This is a genomic window from Mariprofundus sp. NF (genome assembly GCF_013387455.1).
Lineage (GTDB): Bacteria > Pseudomonadota > Zetaproteobacteria > Mariprofundales > Mariprofundaceae > Mariprofundus.
This window is the reverse complement of sequence record NZ_VWNC01000005.1, coordinates 60,552-77,812: the sequence shown is the minus strand read 5'-3', so window position 1 is coordinate 77,812 and position 17,261 is coordinate 60,552. Positions and strand designations below refer to the sequence as shown.

Annotated in this window: 13 protein-coding genes; 2 read left to right on the top strand and 11 right to left on the bottom strand. The window is 51.4% G+C overall.

The window, feature by feature from the left end:
- Window position 1: 1 nt before the first annotated feature.
- The 9 genes from F3F96_RS08470 to parC all read right to left on the bottom strand — a co-directional run bounded on the left by F3F96_RS08470 (window position 2) and on the right by parC (window position 13,687).
- A complete protein-coding gene (locus F3F96_RS08470; protein WP_176962831.1) occupies window positions 2–166 on the bottom strand; it encodes a hypothetical protein in 165 nt (54 codons plus the stop codon).
- Window positions 153–2,210, bottom strand: a complete 2,058-nt coding sequence (locus F3F96_RS08465) for a PEGA domain-containing protein (RefSeq protein ID WP_176962830.1) — start codon at window positions 2,208–2,210, stop codon at window positions 153–155. The genes F3F96_RS08470 and F3F96_RS08465 overlap by 14 nt, the downstream gene beginning before the upstream one ends.
- Window positions 2,197–3,612 carry a hypothetical protein gene (locus F3F96_RS08460; protein WP_176962829.1) on the bottom strand — a complete coding sequence of 472 codons (1,416 nt, stop codon included), beginning with the start codon at window positions 3,610–3,612 and terminating at the stop codon, window positions 2,197–2,199. The genes F3F96_RS08465 and F3F96_RS08460 overlap by 14 nt, the downstream gene beginning before the upstream one ends.
- A gap of 15 nt (window positions 3,613–3,627) precedes the next feature.
- A complete protein-coding gene (locus tag F3F96_RS08455) occupies window positions 3,628–4,869 on the bottom strand; it encodes a hypothetical protein (protein ID WP_176962828.1) in 1,242 nt (413 codons plus the stop codon).
- A 19-nt stretch (window positions 4,870–4,888) separates the two neighbouring features.
- Window positions 4,889–5,509 (bottom strand): hypothetical protein, encoded by a 621-nt coding sequence (locus F3F96_RS08450; RefSeq protein WP_176962827.1) that lies wholly within the window; start codon window positions 5,507–5,509, stop codon window positions 4,889–4,891.
- A gap of 168 nt (window positions 5,510–5,677) precedes the next feature.
- Window positions 5,678–6,406 carry an endonuclease gene (locus tag F3F96_RS08445; RefSeq protein WP_176962942.1) on the bottom strand — a complete coding sequence of 243 codons (729 nt, stop codon included), beginning with the start codon at window positions 6,404–6,406 and terminating at the stop codon, window positions 5,678–5,680.
- Between the two features lie 606 nt (window positions 6,407–7,012).
- On the bottom strand, window positions 7,013–8,866 hold the full coding sequence (locus tag F3F96_RS08440) for an ATP-binding protein (protein ID WP_176962826.1): 1,854 nt from the start codon (window positions 8,864–8,866) through the stop codon (window positions 7,013–7,015).
- A gap of 82 nt (window positions 8,867–8,948) precedes the next feature.
- Window positions 8,949–9,368, bottom strand: a complete 420-nt coding sequence (locus F3F96_RS08435; RefSeq protein WP_176962825.1) for a secondary thiamine-phosphate synthase enzyme YjbQ — start codon at window positions 9,366–9,368, stop codon at window positions 8,949–8,951.
- A 29-nt stretch (window positions 9,369–9,397) separates the two neighbouring features.
- On the bottom strand, window positions 9,398–13,687 hold the full coding sequence (parC, locus tag F3F96_RS08430; protein WP_176962824.1) for a DNA topoisomerase IV subunit A: 4,290 nt from the start codon (window positions 13,685–13,687) through the stop codon (window positions 9,398–9,400).
- A 350-nt stretch (window positions 13,688–14,037) separates the two neighbouring features.
- Between parC and F3F96_RS08425 the strand changes: the two genes are divergently transcribed.
- Together F3F96_RS08425 and F3F96_RS08420 are read left to right on the top strand one after the other, a co-directional pair.
- The gene (locus F3F96_RS08425; protein WP_176962823.1) at window positions 14,038–15,909 is read left to right on the top strand and encodes an ATP-binding cassette domain-containing protein; all 1,872 of its coding nucleotides are present in this window, start codon (window positions 14,038–14,040) and stop codon (window positions 15,907–15,909) included.
- Window positions 15,899–16,171 (top strand): GIY-YIG nuclease family protein, encoded by a 273-nt coding sequence (locus F3F96_RS08420; RefSeq protein WP_176962822.1) that lies wholly within the window; start codon window positions 15,899–15,901, stop codon window positions 16,169–16,171. The genes F3F96_RS08425 and F3F96_RS08420 overlap by 11 nt, the downstream gene beginning before the upstream one ends.
- 30 nt (window positions 16,172–16,201) lie before the next feature.
- Here the strand turns inward: F3F96_RS08420 and F3F96_RS08415 are convergent, their stop codons facing one another.
- Window positions 16,202–16,411: an NF038104 family lipoprotein gene (locus tag F3F96_RS08415; RefSeq protein WP_176962821.1), complete on the bottom strand. Its 210-nt coding sequence runs from the start codon at window positions 16,409–16,411 to the stop codon at window positions 16,202–16,204.
- Between the two features lie 169 nt (window positions 16,412–16,580).
- On the bottom strand, window positions 16,581–17,258 hold the full coding sequence (locus tag F3F96_RS08410; protein ID WP_241697741.1) for a tetratricopeptide repeat protein: 678 nt from the start codon (window positions 17,256–17,258) through the stop codon (window positions 16,581–16,583).
- Window positions 17,259–17,261: the final 3 nt, after the last annotated feature.

The window sequence follows — 17,261 nt, the reverse complement described above, 5'->3', positions numbered from 1 at the left end:
ATCAGATATCCACGGGGAAGGTGGCTGCTGAATCAAGCTGAATCGACTGCTTGGCGGCATAGGCAACACCGGCAACCAGCCCGACCATACAGATACCGAGCAGGGCTATGACCATGATATTTCGCGCCTTTACGGCAGGTTTTCCGGATTCTCTACTCGTCTCCATTTTCGCCTCCATAAACATACCTCGCAACTCTGAATCCTATATCACTGCGCCCCGTTTTTTCACCCTCACGGTAGGCGGCGCGAAGTTCGGTGATTCGTCCTGAGCGCCAGTTCGAACCTTTAACCGTATGGGTATCTCCCACCATCTCGCCTAACGGATCAACCTCCACAGCCTGCCCGCTGCCTGGCACCAATGTATAGACATCATGTACCCACTCACTGACATTGCCGGTCAAATCATACAGACCCATAACTTCAGCAGGAAAACTTCCGATTGGTGCTACCGTTGCAAATCCATCGGAGTAGTTCGGCACATAATGCGATGTTTTGCCTTTGGCATGTTCATCTGCAATGTTACCTGCCTTTGGCGGAATCGTTGTATCATCACCCCATGTGAAACGGCTCTGTTTGGCTTTAGACGCTTTTCTGGCCAGCCACTCCCACTCCGCTTCGCTCACCAGCCGGTAACCATCGGAGGTGATATCTGAACCTTGCAGCTGACCACCACGAATAGTGTAAAATGGCGTTTTTTTCTCCTGCTGACTGAGCCAGTTACAATAAAGTGCAGCCTCAATCCAGCTGATCGAGGTAATCGGTTCGTTGCCTGCCCCCTGCACCGGTCTGAATCGTCCATACTGGGCTCGGGAAACCTCATGTGTGGAGACATAAAATGGCATACTCAGCTTCACTGTTCTTAAAAACTCATTGGCGCGCTGCCCCTTTTCATGGCGTGGAGCCCCCATCACAAACGTACTATCTGGTTTGAACAGTTTCAGCGTTATGCCAGCCGCATTGGTATAACGCTGCGGTGATTCTGCAAGCCTTGCCTGCATCTTCGTCTGTAGTGTCACCCTGACCTGCTGCGCAGCTTTACTACTTGGAGTCAGCGTTTTTCTAAACGAGCGGTAGCCTTTTTTATGCACAAGCAGCCGATGCGCCACTGCAGGCAGTACCAGCTGCAGCGGCGTCTGGCCGATATCTTTACCATCGAGATTCACAGTTGCAGATGGTGTGGAGAAGAAACTGACCTTACCCATCTCCGCCTTTAAGCTGAAAGAGACCCTCCTCTCCTCTCCGGCAGCAACGGTTATCCGTTTTTGTTGCGAGAAGTATCCATCTTTAAGGTAGATAATCGTATTCTTCACACCTGCTTTGACAGCCAGTGGCGCAGCAGGAGATACCGATTTACCGTTGAGCAGCAGCTTACCGCCTGAAGGTGCCACATCGATGTGCAGCACTGCCTCTTTGAGTGCTAAGCGATAATCCCTCTCGATGCTCTGCTCACTGCTGGTGATCTCAATATTTTCTGTGATGCTCTGATAATCGTTATGGCTCACGCCAATCTGATAGCTGCCACCCGGCCTTAATAGCCGCAGCGGTGAGATGCCAACCGGATCGCCATTGATTTCAATCCTGGCACCAGCAGGCTGTGTATCAATCTTAAGTTCTCCCTCAACCGGCTGCAGATCAACGTTCAGCTTGAGAAGCTTTCCACGCTGTAGGGTCACAGGAAGGCTTTTTTTCTGGTAATAGGGATTATCGATCTCAACAACATGATCACCCGCAACCACTTCATGCTTCAGAGCAGCTGCAACAGCAACCAGCTGGCCATCGATCAACCAGCGGCTATGTTCAGATTCTGGCGCTGTTGTGATCTGCAACTCGCCGGGAAGCTCGGATAACTCAACACGAATCGTTCTGCCTGCTTCAGTGCTCTGCAGCGTTTTACGCAGCGACCTGAAGCCTGCCGCTGAAATCTCAACAGTCGAACGCCCACTCAGGGCGTAGACCGTATGGCCTATCGTTGCCGCAAAACCATCCACCACACTCAGGGTGGCACTCGCCTGCGCCTCTTCAGGTGCCACCTCGATGCGCGTCGCGTTGGAGTAAGCGATAAATCCAAGGGCAAAGATCAGCGCCGATAGCAGGCCGGCAGCAATAAAGAGATAGACAACCCTCTGTCGCGCTTTGGCACGCAGCAGTTCGGCAGTGATTCTGTCGATCTGTTTCTCTTCAGGTTGAACAGTAGTTTCAGATGCGCTCATCACACACCACCTCTACCTGCAAGGCCGGTTTACCGACAGGCAGTCGAACCTGAACAAGTTTGGACCTGTAACCACTACGACTACCCTCAAAGGTATAAACTCCGGGTTTTAAGGCGATCTCACGACCATGAGTCAAACCTACCTTGCCGACCCCTTTCACCACGATATAGGTTTGATTATCCGATTTCACAAACACCGGAATTTTCACACTCATACTGGCAAGAAGATCCTTCAACGCACCACTCTTTTCAGCCAATGATCTGCTGTAAGCGGTCAATACAGTTGCCTGAATAAGCTTATCCTCTGCGGCAGCAAAAATGTTTGCGGACGCGAGCCTTTCCGGCCGCTGAATATAATCGGTGATATCACGTTGCAACGCAACGATCCTGCTTGCCAGTTGCAGACCATCGCGAATCGCCTTCTCCTCAGGATGGCGCTGCAAGGCTTGCGCATAGAGCTGCTCTGCCGTTTGCCACTGATCTTCATCGATAGCCTTTTTCACCTTCTTTTTCGTCTGTTTCAAATCCAGTTCATCTGCAACGCTGATCATACCCTGTTTAAGAACCTTCAGCTCCGAACGCTGGGGAAACAGAGCCTTCGCCTCAGCATAATTGCGACGTGCGGCGCTGATCTGTTTTTTCTCCAGACTTAACAGGCCAGCCGCAATCAAGGCTGTGAATCGGCTCTCTCTGATTTTATCATGCAGCGCATCGCGCCGCTCTTTTAACCCCTGACGCTGAGGCGCAATATTGAAGGCCTCGGCAACTGCCGCATGCTCTTTCTCCAGATTGTTTTCGATCGCTGCGACATCTGCCGCTTTGAGCAGTGACAGAAGCTCAGGGAGCTTTTCAACCATTGCCTCCAGAACTTGAGCCTGTTCATCATCCTGTTTGAGTAGTAGGGCTTTGCTGATATGCAGTTTGCCTTGCGTATAATCATCCGCATTCACTGCCTGCCGGGTCAATGCAACCTCCGATGCAAACATAGAGTCCCTTGCCGCAAGCGCCTGTCCCGCCAAGGTTTCGAGTCGAATCAGCGAGCCAAGTGCAGAGGCGTACGCCCCGACAGCAAATGCTGAGATCGCTTCATCTTTAACTGTTGTGATCTCAATATCCCTGGGCTGATCCCACTTTTTCAGATTCGCACTGCTTAGATCCGCCTCAACCTCAGCCTCATAAGCCTGCAGCCGCTGCATAAACTGATTGCGAAGCTCTGACTCAGCGTTTTGCTGAGAAGATGCCTGCGGCTCAGATGCAGGTAGCAGTGGTGCTTGATCATCCAAACCTGAAATGAGCATAACCATAGCGATAGCACAGAGCAGCACGAAACTGGTGATCGCCACGATCCGCCTTCTATCTTTCACACTGGCCTGACTGGCCTGCTCAAGCTTCTTCTCTAACATAAGTTGCTTATCAAATCAGAGTTGAACATCAGGAGTGGCTTCCTGCTCATACATACTTTTCAGGAAAGCCCGCCACTGGGCAAACTGCTCTTTGGCACTACCGGTAAGTTTTGTGGTCGTTTTTTCAAAGTCCACAACCTGTGGTGCCATTTCACCATCGATAGATTGCCCGAGCTCATCCAGTGCTTCTCTGTGAAACTTCGCCTCTTCACTCATCTTGGAGCTCTCACCCAGCATGCCAGCTCCGATCTGACCGGCCACGATAGCTCCGGTTGTACCGGCACTGGCGCCTCCGTATGTATTGGAGCGGGCTCCGGCAATTGCAGAGAGCACCGCAACAGCAATCAAACCAACACCTGCAACAGCTTTACCAATGGCCGCATTTCTTGCCTCACGAGCCGCCCTCACCTCGTTAAAACTCTGCTTCTGCCACATCGTATAACTCTCTTCCATCTGTTGATTAAACTGCTCGTAATGGGGCTGCATGCGATCGGTAAAGAGTTGATCCCGAATCCGGATCGCCTGCACACGCTTGAGCATGCTGTCATCCTGATCGGGATAACCGATCAGCGACACCTTACCCCCCTTTCTCTTCATATAGCGGGAAAATGCCTGTTCAGAAAAGTTCTCACCAAAACGCAGATCAGTAAGCGCCTGCAACTTTGTTAACTGCGCATCATCCTGATCCATAAGCTCTTCAACAAGTCGATCTGCAGCAGCCGTGAAAACAGGGTCGTAGGGGTCTTTGCCCTTGTTTCTTATGTTGCTATGAAAATCTGCCGCCACCTCATGATCGAAAGTTTTATCAAACCACTTGTTGCCACTGATATCATAAACCTTGATATTGATCTCTACATTCTCGCCGTTGGACTCAATAATTTTTCCAACCACATAGAGGTCACCCGTCGCCTTTGCATCCGGCATCACCCGAACCGCCCCGAAAGCATTGGTCTCTTCAATTGCCAGTTTCATCTTGTAGGCAAAGCGGGATGCCTCTGCACGACGCAGCTCCGGCCAGATCCCCTCATCTGCATACTCTTCCGGATCATCTGGCAGGCCGGGATCAAAGACCGGAATAATAATATCCAGTTTTGGCTTTTGAATCTCCACCACCGCTTCAGGTTTTGCTTTCACATAGGCGGAGGATTTCTGAGGACCATCACTCACCTTGGAGGATCCCGAGCTGCCGGCAGCACAGCCGCTCAACAGAAACGAGCATGCCACGATCACTGCAATCGATTTTCTAATCAACATCATACCATTCATCTCATTCTACCTACGGCTTTGTAACAACCGGAAGCCCCTTGTATTTGCGATACTCATTCCACAATTTCTCTTTGATCACTGGATCAGTTTCATTCATTGCCGCCTGACGAATCTGCTCTTCAAGTACACTATCATTATCTGCCGGAGGAATATCATCCGGAATTTTTCCGCTGCCCGGCAAATGGGTTCCATCCTCAGGGGTGCCACCCTCAGGTTTGCTGGTTGGCAACTCACTGCTGGCCAGACTGCTTGCAGCCTCCTGCTCACTAGGAGCCTCGGTGCCGGACATCTCACTACTTGCTGTGGAGGAGCCCTGCCCGCCAGCACCACCGCCGCCGCCATCTCCAGAACCCCCGCCGTTACCGGCAGCCCCACCGCCAGCAGCAGCTGAACGCTCTTGCGCCATCTGGCAGCGCTCATATTTATTGAGAGATTTCAAGAGTGCCCTGTCCATGAGTCTGATCCTCTCCTGCTCAGTCAGATCCGAACGCGCATCAAAATCGACACTGATATCACTGCAGTCATCAGCAGCGCCAATGCTGGAGCCGCCATCCTCTTGCGCCGAAGAGAGACCCGCAGCCAACAGGGCTGCCAGCAGAACAAAAACATGAACAAATGTTTTTAACTTCATATAGATCCCCTGATATCCATGTCACGCTGAGAGTCTAACCGCTATATATAACAGGATAAGTGCGAATATTTCACCACCCAATTATAGGTGCTCATAACATGAATAAAAGGTTAACAGAGATAAAAATTGGTTTAACACGCCATCCCGGACAATGGCCGAACCTTGCAGTTACTGAATCGCAGCTCCGCTTCTGGCGCTGGCAGATGTTGAATCTACAAAGGGATTGCTGTTGCCTTGAATCGCAGCAATTCTCAAATTGCGCTCAATCTCCCAGGCATCCACCGGATCCTGACGATTCCAGATCTCGAACAGCCTGCGATCTTTCTTGCCGATCTTCATGCCGTAGGTTTTTTCCATGTAGAAATAGATGCGGGCAATATCGCCGCGAACGGCTTCAGCCGGTTCAGCTACCCGCTGTTTGAAGTCGACCTCAAAATCCACCTCTCCATATGCCCGGCTTTCACCTGCAATCATGCCGTAACGGAAGTTGGAACGATCACCGTTCAGCTCGCCAATGGCCGGCACAAGATTGAACATGTCCGACTCCATCGCCTGAAAAGTTGCATCAATTTTTCCGCAACATTTGCGCCCCTTGTAGGGCTTGCCTTTTGAGGTTGAGCAGACTTTATTTTGCCAGCACTGCAGGGCATGCCCAAACGCCCAGGCAGGCACCACATGCTCCCACTCGATCTTGCGTCCTCGCTTCTCATTCTTGCGCGCTTTGTAACCACAGCTCTTGCCATTCACGTGCCCTTTCTTGCCATACTCGCATCCGGCATAAAAGGTGAGGCGATGATCCTGATACATTTTCTCCAGCTCTTTTTTCGCTTTGCCAAAACTGTTGCCCGATTCGTTGCCGGCAGCATGAGCTGAGCTCGACAGCAGAGCGATCAGCATCATCAGAATAAAAGTCCTTATTGAAAAGGTAACGTCCATGTTACGCATAGGTTCCACTTCCATGTGTATAAAAATTTAACTTCGGCCAGCATCCAATCTGAGCACTGCGAAGGTTAACCGAAGTTAGCGATTTTCGTCACCACTACTGTGATCAGCGACACCCGCGAGCCCATCAAAGCAACGGCAATACGATCGCTAAAAAAGCGCTAAATCCCGACAGCTGTAGGAAAAGGACCTATACTTTCGCTATTTATCCACCGACGAAGTCGGTTCAAGGGCTGCTAATAGACCTTACAGGCACTGGTTAAAACATACTTTAACATGTGTATCTTAAACTGCTGTTTTATATAGACAAAGATATAAGCCCATTATTTAGGCAGAGGCAACCCATCTCTAGCGGCAACATGACAAGTAACGATTCACTCTATTTCATCCACTGAGTTATCCACAGGCCCTGTGGAGAGATGTCGCAACCCCTTTGATTACAACAACTTCGGTGATTTCAGAGGGACAGCGTGCCATCCCGGCAACTTTTCATACAACCTTTTCATCCACCATAGAGAATAGATCAGAAGAGGTGCAGCCATCCTGCATCGGCTGAAACTATCATGCCTGATCCAGCTGTTGACGGATAAGCAGACTCAACTCTTCAATGGCATAGGGTTTATGAATCACTGGATGATGAAGCTCCTCTCCCCCCCCTGAAAAGCTCTTTTCATCGTAACCGGTCACAAACACTACTCTGGCAGCAGGATCGATCTCTCTGATCTGCTGCGCAGCCATAATCCCTCCCAGCCGGGGCATCACGACATCGAGAATGACAAGGTCAATCTCCTCCCGTTTCTCTCTGTACAGTGAGACAGCCTGCTGCCCATCGGCGGCACCGAAGACACGGTACCCCAGCGACTCTAATACCTCGCAAGTTGCCACCAGAAGCCCCTCTTCATCATCAGCAAGCAAGATAGATTCACCCTGGCCCTGAACAGCTTCATCACTACCCGTAAATTCAACACCCTCTTCGTTTTCAATCAGAGGAAGAAAAACTTTAAAAGTGGCACCACAACCAGGCTCGGATTCAACCTCAATAATGCCGTGCTGACTCTTGATAGAACCGTAGACCATCGCCAGCCCAAGCCCGGTTCCTTTGCCTACCTCTTTGGTAGTGAAGAAGGGTTCGAATATATGTTCAATCACATCCGCTGCTATGCCGCGCCCATTATCACTGACAGTTATTCTGGCAAAATGTTCTGAGGTAACTGCATGTTTCTGCAAAAACTGCTCATCTGCATTGAATCGTTCCACACTCACACTGATATTCTGTTCAGCCATACCCTCTGTAGCATGGAAAGCGTTATTAATCAGATTCAGCAGCACCTGATGCAACTGGGTAACATCCCCGTTCACCGTAAGATCTTCATCACTCACATGGTAGGTGAGATTCACGCTCTCCGGCACAGAGACCCTGTTCAGCTTAATCGCCTCTTTAATAAACGAGCCAAGGGCAACAGGAGCCGTCTCCAGATGTGTCTTATGGGCAAAGGCAAGCAGGTTTTTTACGGTTTCTGAAGAGCGAAGAGATAACACCTCAATCCGGTCCAGCTTCTCAACCACATCAGGCAGGGTAGTCGCCCCCTGTTTAGCCAGGTAGAGATTTCCGACAATACCAGCCAGAGTATTATTGAAATCATGGGCAATGCCACCCACCAGCGTTCCAATCGCCTCCATCTTCTGGGCCTGATTAAACTGCCTCTCCATCAGCAGATGCGCCTCATTACTTGCTTCATAAGATATAGCCAAAGCAGCCACTTCATCAGGCAGATGACTGATCAACTCCTCCTTCTCCTCCCTCTTCAGGTCATCATCCATTAGATGTCTGACTTCATCAACCGGTTTGATCAGGTGCCTGCGCAGAGAGAAATGCAGAACCACGATTGAGAGGATAATAAAGAATATCAGCAGTGCTGCAGTCCAGCCGGTTGAAGTATAAATCGCTTTTAAAATCGGACCTTTATCCAGAATAAGAACCAGCGAACCTGTATGGCCGGGGATTCTCTCCTCAAACAGCACCAGATCATCTTCCAGCGCAACTTCGCTGCGCATCTCTTCCACACTCATGTTACGCGTCAGACTAACCCTTGGTGGCTCCCCATCCTTCAACGATACCTGCACCAACAAGCCTGATGCATCGACCAGAAGAATACCGGAGATTGACTCATCCTGAACCAGAGCCTCTGACTCCTCGGTAATACTTGTCGTATCACCCTGACTCAGATGCTTGGAAAACTCGGCAAGCTGATAATGCATGCGATGCCCGGCCATCTCGGCCACCATGTAATTGACCAGACCATCAAGGGTAAGAACAAATGCTACAACGAGAGCCAGAAAGAAAGATCCCGACCAGATAAGAATATCCTTAATGAGATCCGTACGAAGAGTGTGGTGAAACTGCGATTGCCCCATAGGCTTGGCTCCTGCCCGGCAATTTATCTGCCCCGACTGGACTACGTTAGACTAAAGCCGCGGTTTTTGCAGCAATTATAGATCACTCACCATGTAGTGTGACGATAATTCGCCTGGCTCCACCATGATCACGATGTTCACCCAGATAGATGCCCTGCCATGTACCCATGGCCAGTGATCCATTACTGATCGGTATAGAGAGCGATGAGCCGAGTGTGCTCGATTTGATATGCGCAGGCATATCATCAGAGCCCTCCAGCGTGTGTTGATAGTAATCCTGATTCTCCGGTACAAAGTGATTGAAGTGCGCCTCCATATCCCTGCGCACATCAGGGTCGGCATTCTCGTTGATGGTCAGACTTGCGCTGGTGTGTTGAATAAAGAGGTGCGCCACCCCCACTTTTAACTCACGCAACTCCGGCAGCTGCTCAAGCAGTTCACGGGTGACAAGATGAAACCCTCTCGATTTTGCCTGCAGTCGAACTGTTTTCTGCTTCCACATCCCTCACCCCCTCTGCGCAAAAATGGTCATCATGAGACCACCATGCCGTTCACAGCTGCCATCGGCAGTGGTCTCGGAGCCTTGGCTCTGGCGATGACATAGATCTCCTGTAACTCATCGGCTTCAATGCTCGTCGCACGCTTCTCAGTGCCTACCCGAACCCCCTCTTTCACGGTGATTGGTGCAGCATCACGCAAGCCCTTTGAACCCCGTTTCATCGAGATGGCTGTCACCCCCTTACCTTTGCCGAGCAGCGGGAACTCATCTTTTGCAATAACCGCCAGACGACCATCGGAATCGATAAAGGCAAACGCATCATGGGCAGCATCGATTTCGCGGATGCAGAGCAGTTTCGAGCCTACCGGGAAATTGATAAAGGCTTTACCCTTCTTGTTGGCCGAGAGCATCGACTCACCCATCGCCCGGAAAGCGTGACCTGCCGTGGTGGCGATCAGATATTCAGACTCGGCTTTGACCATCACCATGCGCGTTGGCGCTTCATTGATACTGAACATGAACGTTTTAGAGATCGGCTCACCGTTACCACGGCCACCGGCCAGATCAGCGGCGAGCATACTGAATGCCCGCCCTTTCCGTCCGATCAGCACAAGCATGTCTGTAGTATGCCCTGCAGCTGCATCAAGGAGCTTGTCCCCCTCCCTGAATTTAAGACCGGCCAGATCAACATGGGCGTTTCGCAGCCCCTTGAGCCACCCCTGCCTGGAGAGGATTGCTGTGATCGGTTCACGGTTGACCGTCTGCTGCTTGCTCATGGTGCGCGCTTTTGGCGCATCGGCATCAACCACTGTTCGACGTTCATCTCCGAACTTGGCCAGCGCATCTTTAAGCTCGCCGGTGATGTGCTTCCAGCGATGCCCGTGGTCATCGACAATCAGTTCAAGCTCCGCTTTCTCCTGCAGCAGCTTTGCATGCTCATTCATCAGCTTCATCTCATCGAGCTTACGCAGTTGCGCCAGACGCAGATCGAGGATAGCCACCACCTGCTCCTCATTGAAACCATACTTCTGCATCAGAATCGGTTTTGGTTTATCGTTGTCATAGATCGTTTTCACGATCTCCATCACATTCGGATAAACAACAAACAGACCCTCAAGGATATTGGTGCGCTTATTGATCTCACCCAGACGCACCTCCGCCCTGCGCATCACAATCCCTTCTCTGTTGTTCAGGAAGGAGTTGAGTAGTGCGTCGAGTGAAAAGAGGCTTGGCAGGCGATAGCGATCACCACCGGGTGCATCAATCCACTTCTCCAGCGCATAGGTGGCATACTGGATGGTCACCTGCAGATTGGTGGCTGAGAAGAGATGTAACATGATCTGTTCGGCATCGAGATTTTTCGATTTCGGCTCGATAACAATGCGGATACCTTCAGCTGAGGATTCATCACGCAGATCAGAGATCATCGGCAGCTGGCGTGATTCGGCAATGGTTTTATCCGAAATACGCGCCCCCATCTCGATCAACAGTGGTGACTTCTCAATACCGTAGGGAATCTCTGTGACAATGATCTGCCACATGCCTTTGCCAATATCTTCCTTATGCCATTTGCAGCGCAGCAGCATTTTTCCGTAACCGCTGGCATACATCTTCTCCAGCTCCTCTTCCGTGCTGGTGATAATACCGCCACCGGGGAAGTCCGGTGCAGTGATATGTTTACGCACAAGGGCGAAATCTCTGTTGGATGCCCCCGCCCCTGTCCTGCTTCTGCGTTTGGAGAGCGCAATACATGCGCCAAGCAGCTCAGAGAGATTATGCGAAGGGATTTCAGTCTTAAAGCCAACAGCCGGATTACCTGTGCTTGAGTTCATCAGAATCCACGGGAATGGTGCCGGCAGCAGCATCGGCTCCCTGTCCTGATCATCGTAGTTGGGCTGATACGGGGTGATGCCATCCTTCAGATCACTGGAGAGCATCGCTTCGGCAATCGGCGTCATTCGCGCTTCGGTATAACGCATAGCCGCTGCCGAATCACCATCAATGGAGCCGAAGTTACCCTGCCCATCCACCAGCGGATAACGCATCGCCCAGGGCTGGGCCATACGCACCATCGCGCCGTACACAGCCGAATCACCGTGCGGGTGATATTTACCGATCACGTCACCGACCACGCGGGCGGATTTCTTGGTTTTGGTGTTTGATCTGAGCTGGAGTTTTTCCATCGCATAGAGAATGCGGCGGTGCACCGGCTTCAGGCCATCACGAACATCGGGAATGGCACGATCACCCACCACTTTCAGACCGTAGCTGCGGTAGAGTTCACGGAAGACCGTCTCAAATGGCGCAATGGTATTGTTGCCTGAATCATAAGGTTTAAAACGCAGCTGCAGATCATCGATGTCATCAAGATCATCGGTCATATCACATGGATCATCGATGGATTCGATGGCGGCTGCACTATTTACAAAGCGGGCATCCTCGATCTCCTTACCCATCAGCAGATCACGGCGCTGACCTGCATCATCACCCATCAGCTTGGTCACCAGTGCATCCATGCGCTGCGCATCTTCAGGACTCACCTGCACCAGCACGCGATTTTCAACATCCATACAGGTCTCTTTCAGCTCCGGCGGATTCATCTCACCAAGACCTTTAAAGCGGATATATTCAATCTTCTTGTTCTCAGCCAGCGCCATGGCTCTGAGGCCATCAAGCTCCTCTTCATCCTGCGCGTAGTGTTTCTGTTTGCCTACGGTGACGCCGTAAAGTGGCGGCTGCACGATAAACACACGCCCCGCCTCCACCATTGGCCGCATCTGTCGCCAGAAGAAGGTAAACAGCAGTGTCTGGATATGGCTGCCGTCGATATCCGCATCGGTCATCACCACGATTTTGCCGTAGCGACGCTTCTCGATATCACAGGCATCACCAATGCCGGTACCAATCGCCGTAATCAGATCTGCAACAGCTTCACTGTTGCCTGCATCGGTAGATGTCACACCTTCGCAGTTCAGGATTTTACCTTTCAGGGGGAAAACCGCCTGCAGGTCGCGATCATTGGCCTGCTTGGCAGAACCACCCGCCGAATCACCCTCCACAAGGTAGAGCTCTGTATCTTCAATATCGTTGCTGCGGCAATCGAGCAGTTTGCCAGGCAGCGGTGTTCTACCGGTAAAGGTTTTGCGATCCACCTTTTTGGTTTTGCCACTCTCAGCAGCCGTGCGCGTGGTAGCCCGATCAATAATCAGCTTCATCCATGCATCAGAGATCTCGCCATCACGATTCAGCCAGAGGGCAGCCGAATCATTGATCACACCACCGACAAACTTGGTCGCTTCAGAAGAGGTGAGCTTCTGTTTGGTCTGCCCCTCAAAGGAGATGTCCTGAATATAGACGGAGAGACCAAGCTGGCTGTTGGTCATGATATCGGATGCCGCAATTCTGGTCTTTTTACCGAGCAGTTTTTTCAGCTCCGGGCGCATATCGATATATTCACGAACAGCCTTGAGAAGCCCCGACTCAAAACCCTTTTCATGGGTACCGCCACGCGGCGTGGGCACAGTATTCACATAGGATTTGGTGTAGATCGGAGTGCTCTCTTCAAAAGAGGCGAAAAACCAGTGCACCTTCTCCATATCCCCGAGCTGTCCTGAAAACTCAAACATCGGAGACTCTTCCATGCGCGAGGTCATAAATTCGGAGAGTCCATTTTTAAAGCAGAAAGTCTCATCTTCCAGACCCGGCGCTTTGAACACCACCTCCAGCCCAGGAATCAGAATCGCTTTGTCCATCGCCTGCTGGCGCAACTGCTGCACACGGAACCTGGCGCGCTCATAATATTTCGGGTTGGGAGAGAATCTGATCTTGGTGCCGTGCGTGCGCGGCCCGCATTCGCCGATCTGTTTGATCTTTTCGACTGTACGGCCGTTTTCAAGGCGAATGAACCACTCACCCCCGTCACGCTTTACAGTCGCTTCCAGCCACGATGAGAGTGCATTGGTGACGGTAATACCTACCCCGTGCAGACCACCGGAGACCTTATAGGCATTATGATCAAACTTGCCGCCGGCTTTGTCCTTGGTAAGCACCAGCTCAACACCGGATATGCCGTCCTGGTTCTCCTTCACCGGAATGCCGCGTCCGTTATCTGAAATGCATACCACATTCTCGGATTCCAGTTCAACAATGATCTTATTGCAGAAACCACCGATCGCCTCATCACCACAGTTATCAAGCACCTCTTGTGCGATGTGGTGACAACCAAGCTCAAGGCCGGTATCGGTATACATATTCGGCCGCAGCTGGATATGAGAAATCCCATCGAGGTCTTTAATCGAATCGATATCGTAATCTGCACTCATGTAAACATGTCCTTTGCTTTGAATCTGGTTTGCCGATCCCCCGTCAGGGTAGACGGGATACTGATGGCACTACTCTACACATGCATGGCAGGGAAAATAACAGGGCTGAAAAAGATGCATGGTCATCAACAGCGACCATACAACAAACAGGTCATCTTTTGCAAAAAGATTTGCACCGGATTTCGTGTAAATGTGTAACCGGGAGTAGCAACGCTTGATCCAATATAGCTCCGTATACAATGAAGTCATGGCTTATAATCTCTTGGAAAATAGTTGCAGCGCAAACAGATTGGCGCACTGCAGACCAATATTGATGGGTGCAGTTTTTCGATTCCACCCTAAAATGCCGCATGCTCTATTTTGATAAGGTATCCCTGCGACGTGGCAGCAAACAACTGTTTGGCGATATGAGTTTCTCTGTGCACATCGGTGACCGGGTCGGCATTACCGGTGCCAACGGCTGCGGTAAGTCATCACTGTTCGCGCTTGTACAGGGGAAATTGGAAGAGGATAGCGGCAGCTTCCGCATGGACAGAAATATCGCCATCGCTCAGGTAGAGCAGGAGACCCCTGCCCTGGCCACACCAGCCATTCACTACGTCATGCAGGGCGATGAAGAGCTAACTAAGCTACAGGCCCAGCTGGATAAGGCAGAGACCTCTGGCGACGGCATCAGGGTGGCTGAGCTGCATGAGAAGCTGGCCGCCATCGATGCATATTCAGCTCACGCCCGTGCTGCACGACTGATGCACGGTTTAGGCTTTAAAGTTGGCACCGAAGAGAAGGCAGTGGCTGATTTCTCCGGTGGCTGGCGTATGCGCCTGAATCTTGCCCATGCACTGATGTGCCGTTCTGATCTTCTACTGCTCGATGAGCCAACCAACCATCTCGATCTGGAAGCGGTGGTATGGCTGGAGAAATGGCTGAACAGTTATCGCGGTGCGATGCTGCTGATCTCCCATGATCGCGATTTTCTTGATCGCTGTGTAAACAAAGTCGCTCACATTGAGCATGAAACACTTACCCTCTACTCGGGCAACTACACGGCATTTGAGCGCATCAGAGCAGAGAAGCTGGCACTGCAGCAGGCCAGCCATGAGAAACAGCAGAAGCAGATCAGCCACATGATGAGTTTCATCACCCGCTTTAAGGCCAAGAATACCAAAGCAACGCAGGCACAGAGTCGCATCAAGGCACTGGAGCGCATGCAGCTGATTGCGCCGGCGCATGTCGACTCCCCTTTCTCATTTGAGTTCAGCCATCCCGGTGGCATTCCCAATCCGCTACTGCGGCTGCACAAAACCGATGCCGGTTACGGTGAGACCACGATTCTCTCCGACCTCTCCTTCTCCCTGCTTCCGGGGGAACGCATCGGCCTGCTCGGCCCCAATGGCGAAGGCAAATCAACGCTGATCAAACTACTGGCCGGTGAACTGGAAGCACAAAAAGGCAAATGTGAACGAGCCAAAGATCTCTCCATCGGTTATTTCGCCCAGCATCAGTTGGAGCAGCTGCATGATGAGCTCTCACCTGTTCAACACCTGCGCATGCTGGAAGAGCGACTGCCGGAGAAAGAGGCGCGGCAATTCCTCGGTGGTTTCGATTTTCAGGGGGATATGGCCCTTGCCCCTGTCGGCCCCTTCTCCGGCGGTGAAAAGGCTCGGCTGGTACTGGCTATGCTGGTCTACCAGCAGCCCAATCTGTTGCTGCTGGATGAACCGACCAACCATCTCGATCTGGAGATGCGCCACGCCCTGAATATGGCACTGCAGAGCTTTGAAGGGGCGATGATTCTGGTCTCGCATGACCGCCACCTGCTACGCACTGTCTGCGACGCTCTGATGCTGGTCTCAAACGGGAAAGTGAACCCTTTCAATGGTGATCTGGATGATTACTCCAAGTGGCTGCTGGAGCTGCGCGATGAAGAGGAGAAGGTAACAACGCACCCCTCTCGCAAGGATGACCGGCGCGCCAAAGCCGAACAGCGCAAAGCCCTGCAACCGCTGCGCAACAGAGTGAAAAAACTTGAGAGTGAGCTTGATAAACTGCATCAACGCAGCGAAGCACTGGAGAGTGAACTTGCCGACCCTGCGCTTTATGAGAGCAGCCAGACCGAAAGGCTTAAAACCCTGACCATTGAACACCGCAACCTGAAACAGAAATTAGATGAAACCGAAGAGGCGTGGATGCAGGCCGGAGAGGCACTGGAAGATGCCGAATAAGGGTGAGACGTGGTCTCTCTATCTGATCCGCTGCAACAGTGGTCAACTCTATACCGGAATCACTACCGATGTTGAGCGTCGTTTCACTGAGCATGGCGAGGGAAAAGGGGCAAAGTTTCTGCGCGGCAAGGCGCCTCTTGAACTGGTTTTTTCAGAGCAGATCGGGGATCGATCCGATGCCCTGAAAATGGAGATAAAAATTAAGAAATTACGCCGCAGTGAAAAAGAGCTACTGATCAAGCGTGGCTCGATCAGTCAGTAAGATAACCTTAGTTTACTGCTCATCTTCGTACTACTGCTCTTCGTCGTAGGACTCTTCATCATCAGACTCTTCGTCTTCGTCATCATCATCATCACTGACCACATCAATCACCGCGCCACCGACCTTAAATGGTACTTTGACCACCTCAACGGCAACATCGACAGCCGTACCTACGACGGTTCCGACCACACAACCTGAGAGGCTAAACAGAGCAATGAAAACAAACAGATATTTAAACATGATCACCTCGAAAACTGATAGACACCCTTGCGCAGCATCTTACATAATTCTGTGTCCCATAACACGTCAAAAGCTTCAGCCCAATTCATTATCAGGACGTTCGCGACAGCGCCAACATAAAAACAGAACGGGCAGCCAAAGCCGCCCGTTCAGATCACCAGTTCAAACTTTAAAAAGGCGGTGCCTTCTTTTTGGCTTTGGCCAGTTTGGCCGCAGCTTCAGCTTTGCGCCCCTCTGAATAGATAGGACGATCAGCTACATCCGGCAGAGCCAGCACCTTCTCAAGGTAGGGGATCGCCTTCTTATACTTCTTGCGCTCCAGCCAGTAGTCACCGCTGAAATAGTTGGCATCCATATCGTCAGGTGCCACTTCAATCGCTTTGGCCAGATAGGCCTCAGCTTTGTCATTATCACCAAATCCGATAAAACCACCCGGCACCATGTAGTAGAAGCTACCCAGGGTTGTGTAAACAGCACCATGCATCGCCTTGGCATCGATCTTTTCCGCTTCCAGCAGCAGATCCCGCCCCTTCTCCATCTGCGGCATGGCATTAAACATCGAAGAGACACCGCCCATTGCACCAGCATAACCGGCGCGAATAATCGCTTCCCAGATCTTCGGCTCAGCACGCTCTGCATGTTTGCCACTGAGTGCTTCCGCTTTATCAACCAGCGCCTTGAAGGCTGCCTCTTTGTTCTCATCTGAGGTTTTGTAGTTGGCAATGCCCCACTCTGCCTGCAGGCCGCGCACAGCTTCATCGACTTCATCAGCCACAGTTGAAGTTGCAGGGAACAGTGAAAGTGACAGCGCCACAACAGCTGTCGAAAACAGACGTTTCATCTTCATATC

What these genes read in the sequence shown, in the direction of transcription:
- F3F96_RS08410 (WP_241697741.1), bottom strand. Translation starts at nt 17,258, where the DNA reads ATGAAGATGAAACGTCTGTTTTCGACAGCTGTTGTGGCGCTGTCACTT.
- F3F96_RS08440 (WP_176962826.1), bottom strand. Translation starts at nt 8,866, where the DNA reads ATGGGGCAATCGCAGTTTCACCACACTCTTCGTACGGATCTCATTAAG.
- parC (WP_176962824.1), bottom strand. Translation starts at nt 13,687, where the DNA reads ATGAGTGCAGATTACGATATCGATTCGATTAAAGACCTCGATGGGATT.
- F3F96_RS08465 (WP_176962830.1), bottom strand. Translation starts at nt 2,210, where the DNA reads ATGAGCGCATCTGAAACTACTGTTCAACCTGAAGAGAAACAGATCGAC.
- F3F96_RS08450 (WP_176962827.1), bottom strand. Translation starts at nt 5,509, where the DNA reads ATGAAGTTAAAAACATTTGTTCATGTTTTTGTTCTGCTGGCAGCCCTG.
- F3F96_RS08425 (WP_176962823.1), top strand. Translation starts at nt 14,038, where the DNA reads ATGCTCTATTTTGATAAGGTATCCCTGCGACGTGGCAGCAAACAACTG.
- F3F96_RS08435 (WP_176962825.1), bottom strand. Translation starts at nt 9,368, where the DNA reads ATGTGGAAGCAGAAAACAGTTCGACTGCAGGCAAAATCGAGAGGGTTT.
- F3F96_RS08415 (WP_176962821.1), bottom strand. Translation starts at nt 16,411, where the DNA reads ATGTTTAAATATCTGTTTGTTTTCATTGCTCTGTTTAGCCTCTCAGGT.
- F3F96_RS08460 (WP_176962829.1), bottom strand. Translation starts at nt 3,612, where the DNA reads ATGTTAGAGAAGAAGCTTGAGCAGGCCAGTCAGGCCAGTGTGAAAGAT.
- F3F96_RS08420 (WP_176962822.1), top strand. Translation starts at nt 15,899, where the DNA reads ATGCCGAATAAGGGTGAGACGTGGTCTCTCTATCTGATCCGCTGCAAC.
- F3F96_RS08445 (WP_176962942.1), bottom strand. Translation starts at nt 6,406, where the DNA reads ATGCTGATCGCTCTGCTGTCGAGCTCAGCTCATGCTGCCGGCAACGAA.
- F3F96_RS08470 (WP_176962831.1), bottom strand. Translation starts at nt 166, where the DNA reads ATGGAGACGAGTAGAGAATCCGGAAAACCTGCCGTAAAGGCGCGAAAT.
- F3F96_RS08455 (WP_176962828.1), bottom strand. Translation starts at nt 4,869, where the DNA reads ATGATGTTGATTAGAAAATCGATTGCAGTGATCGTGGCATGCTCGTTT.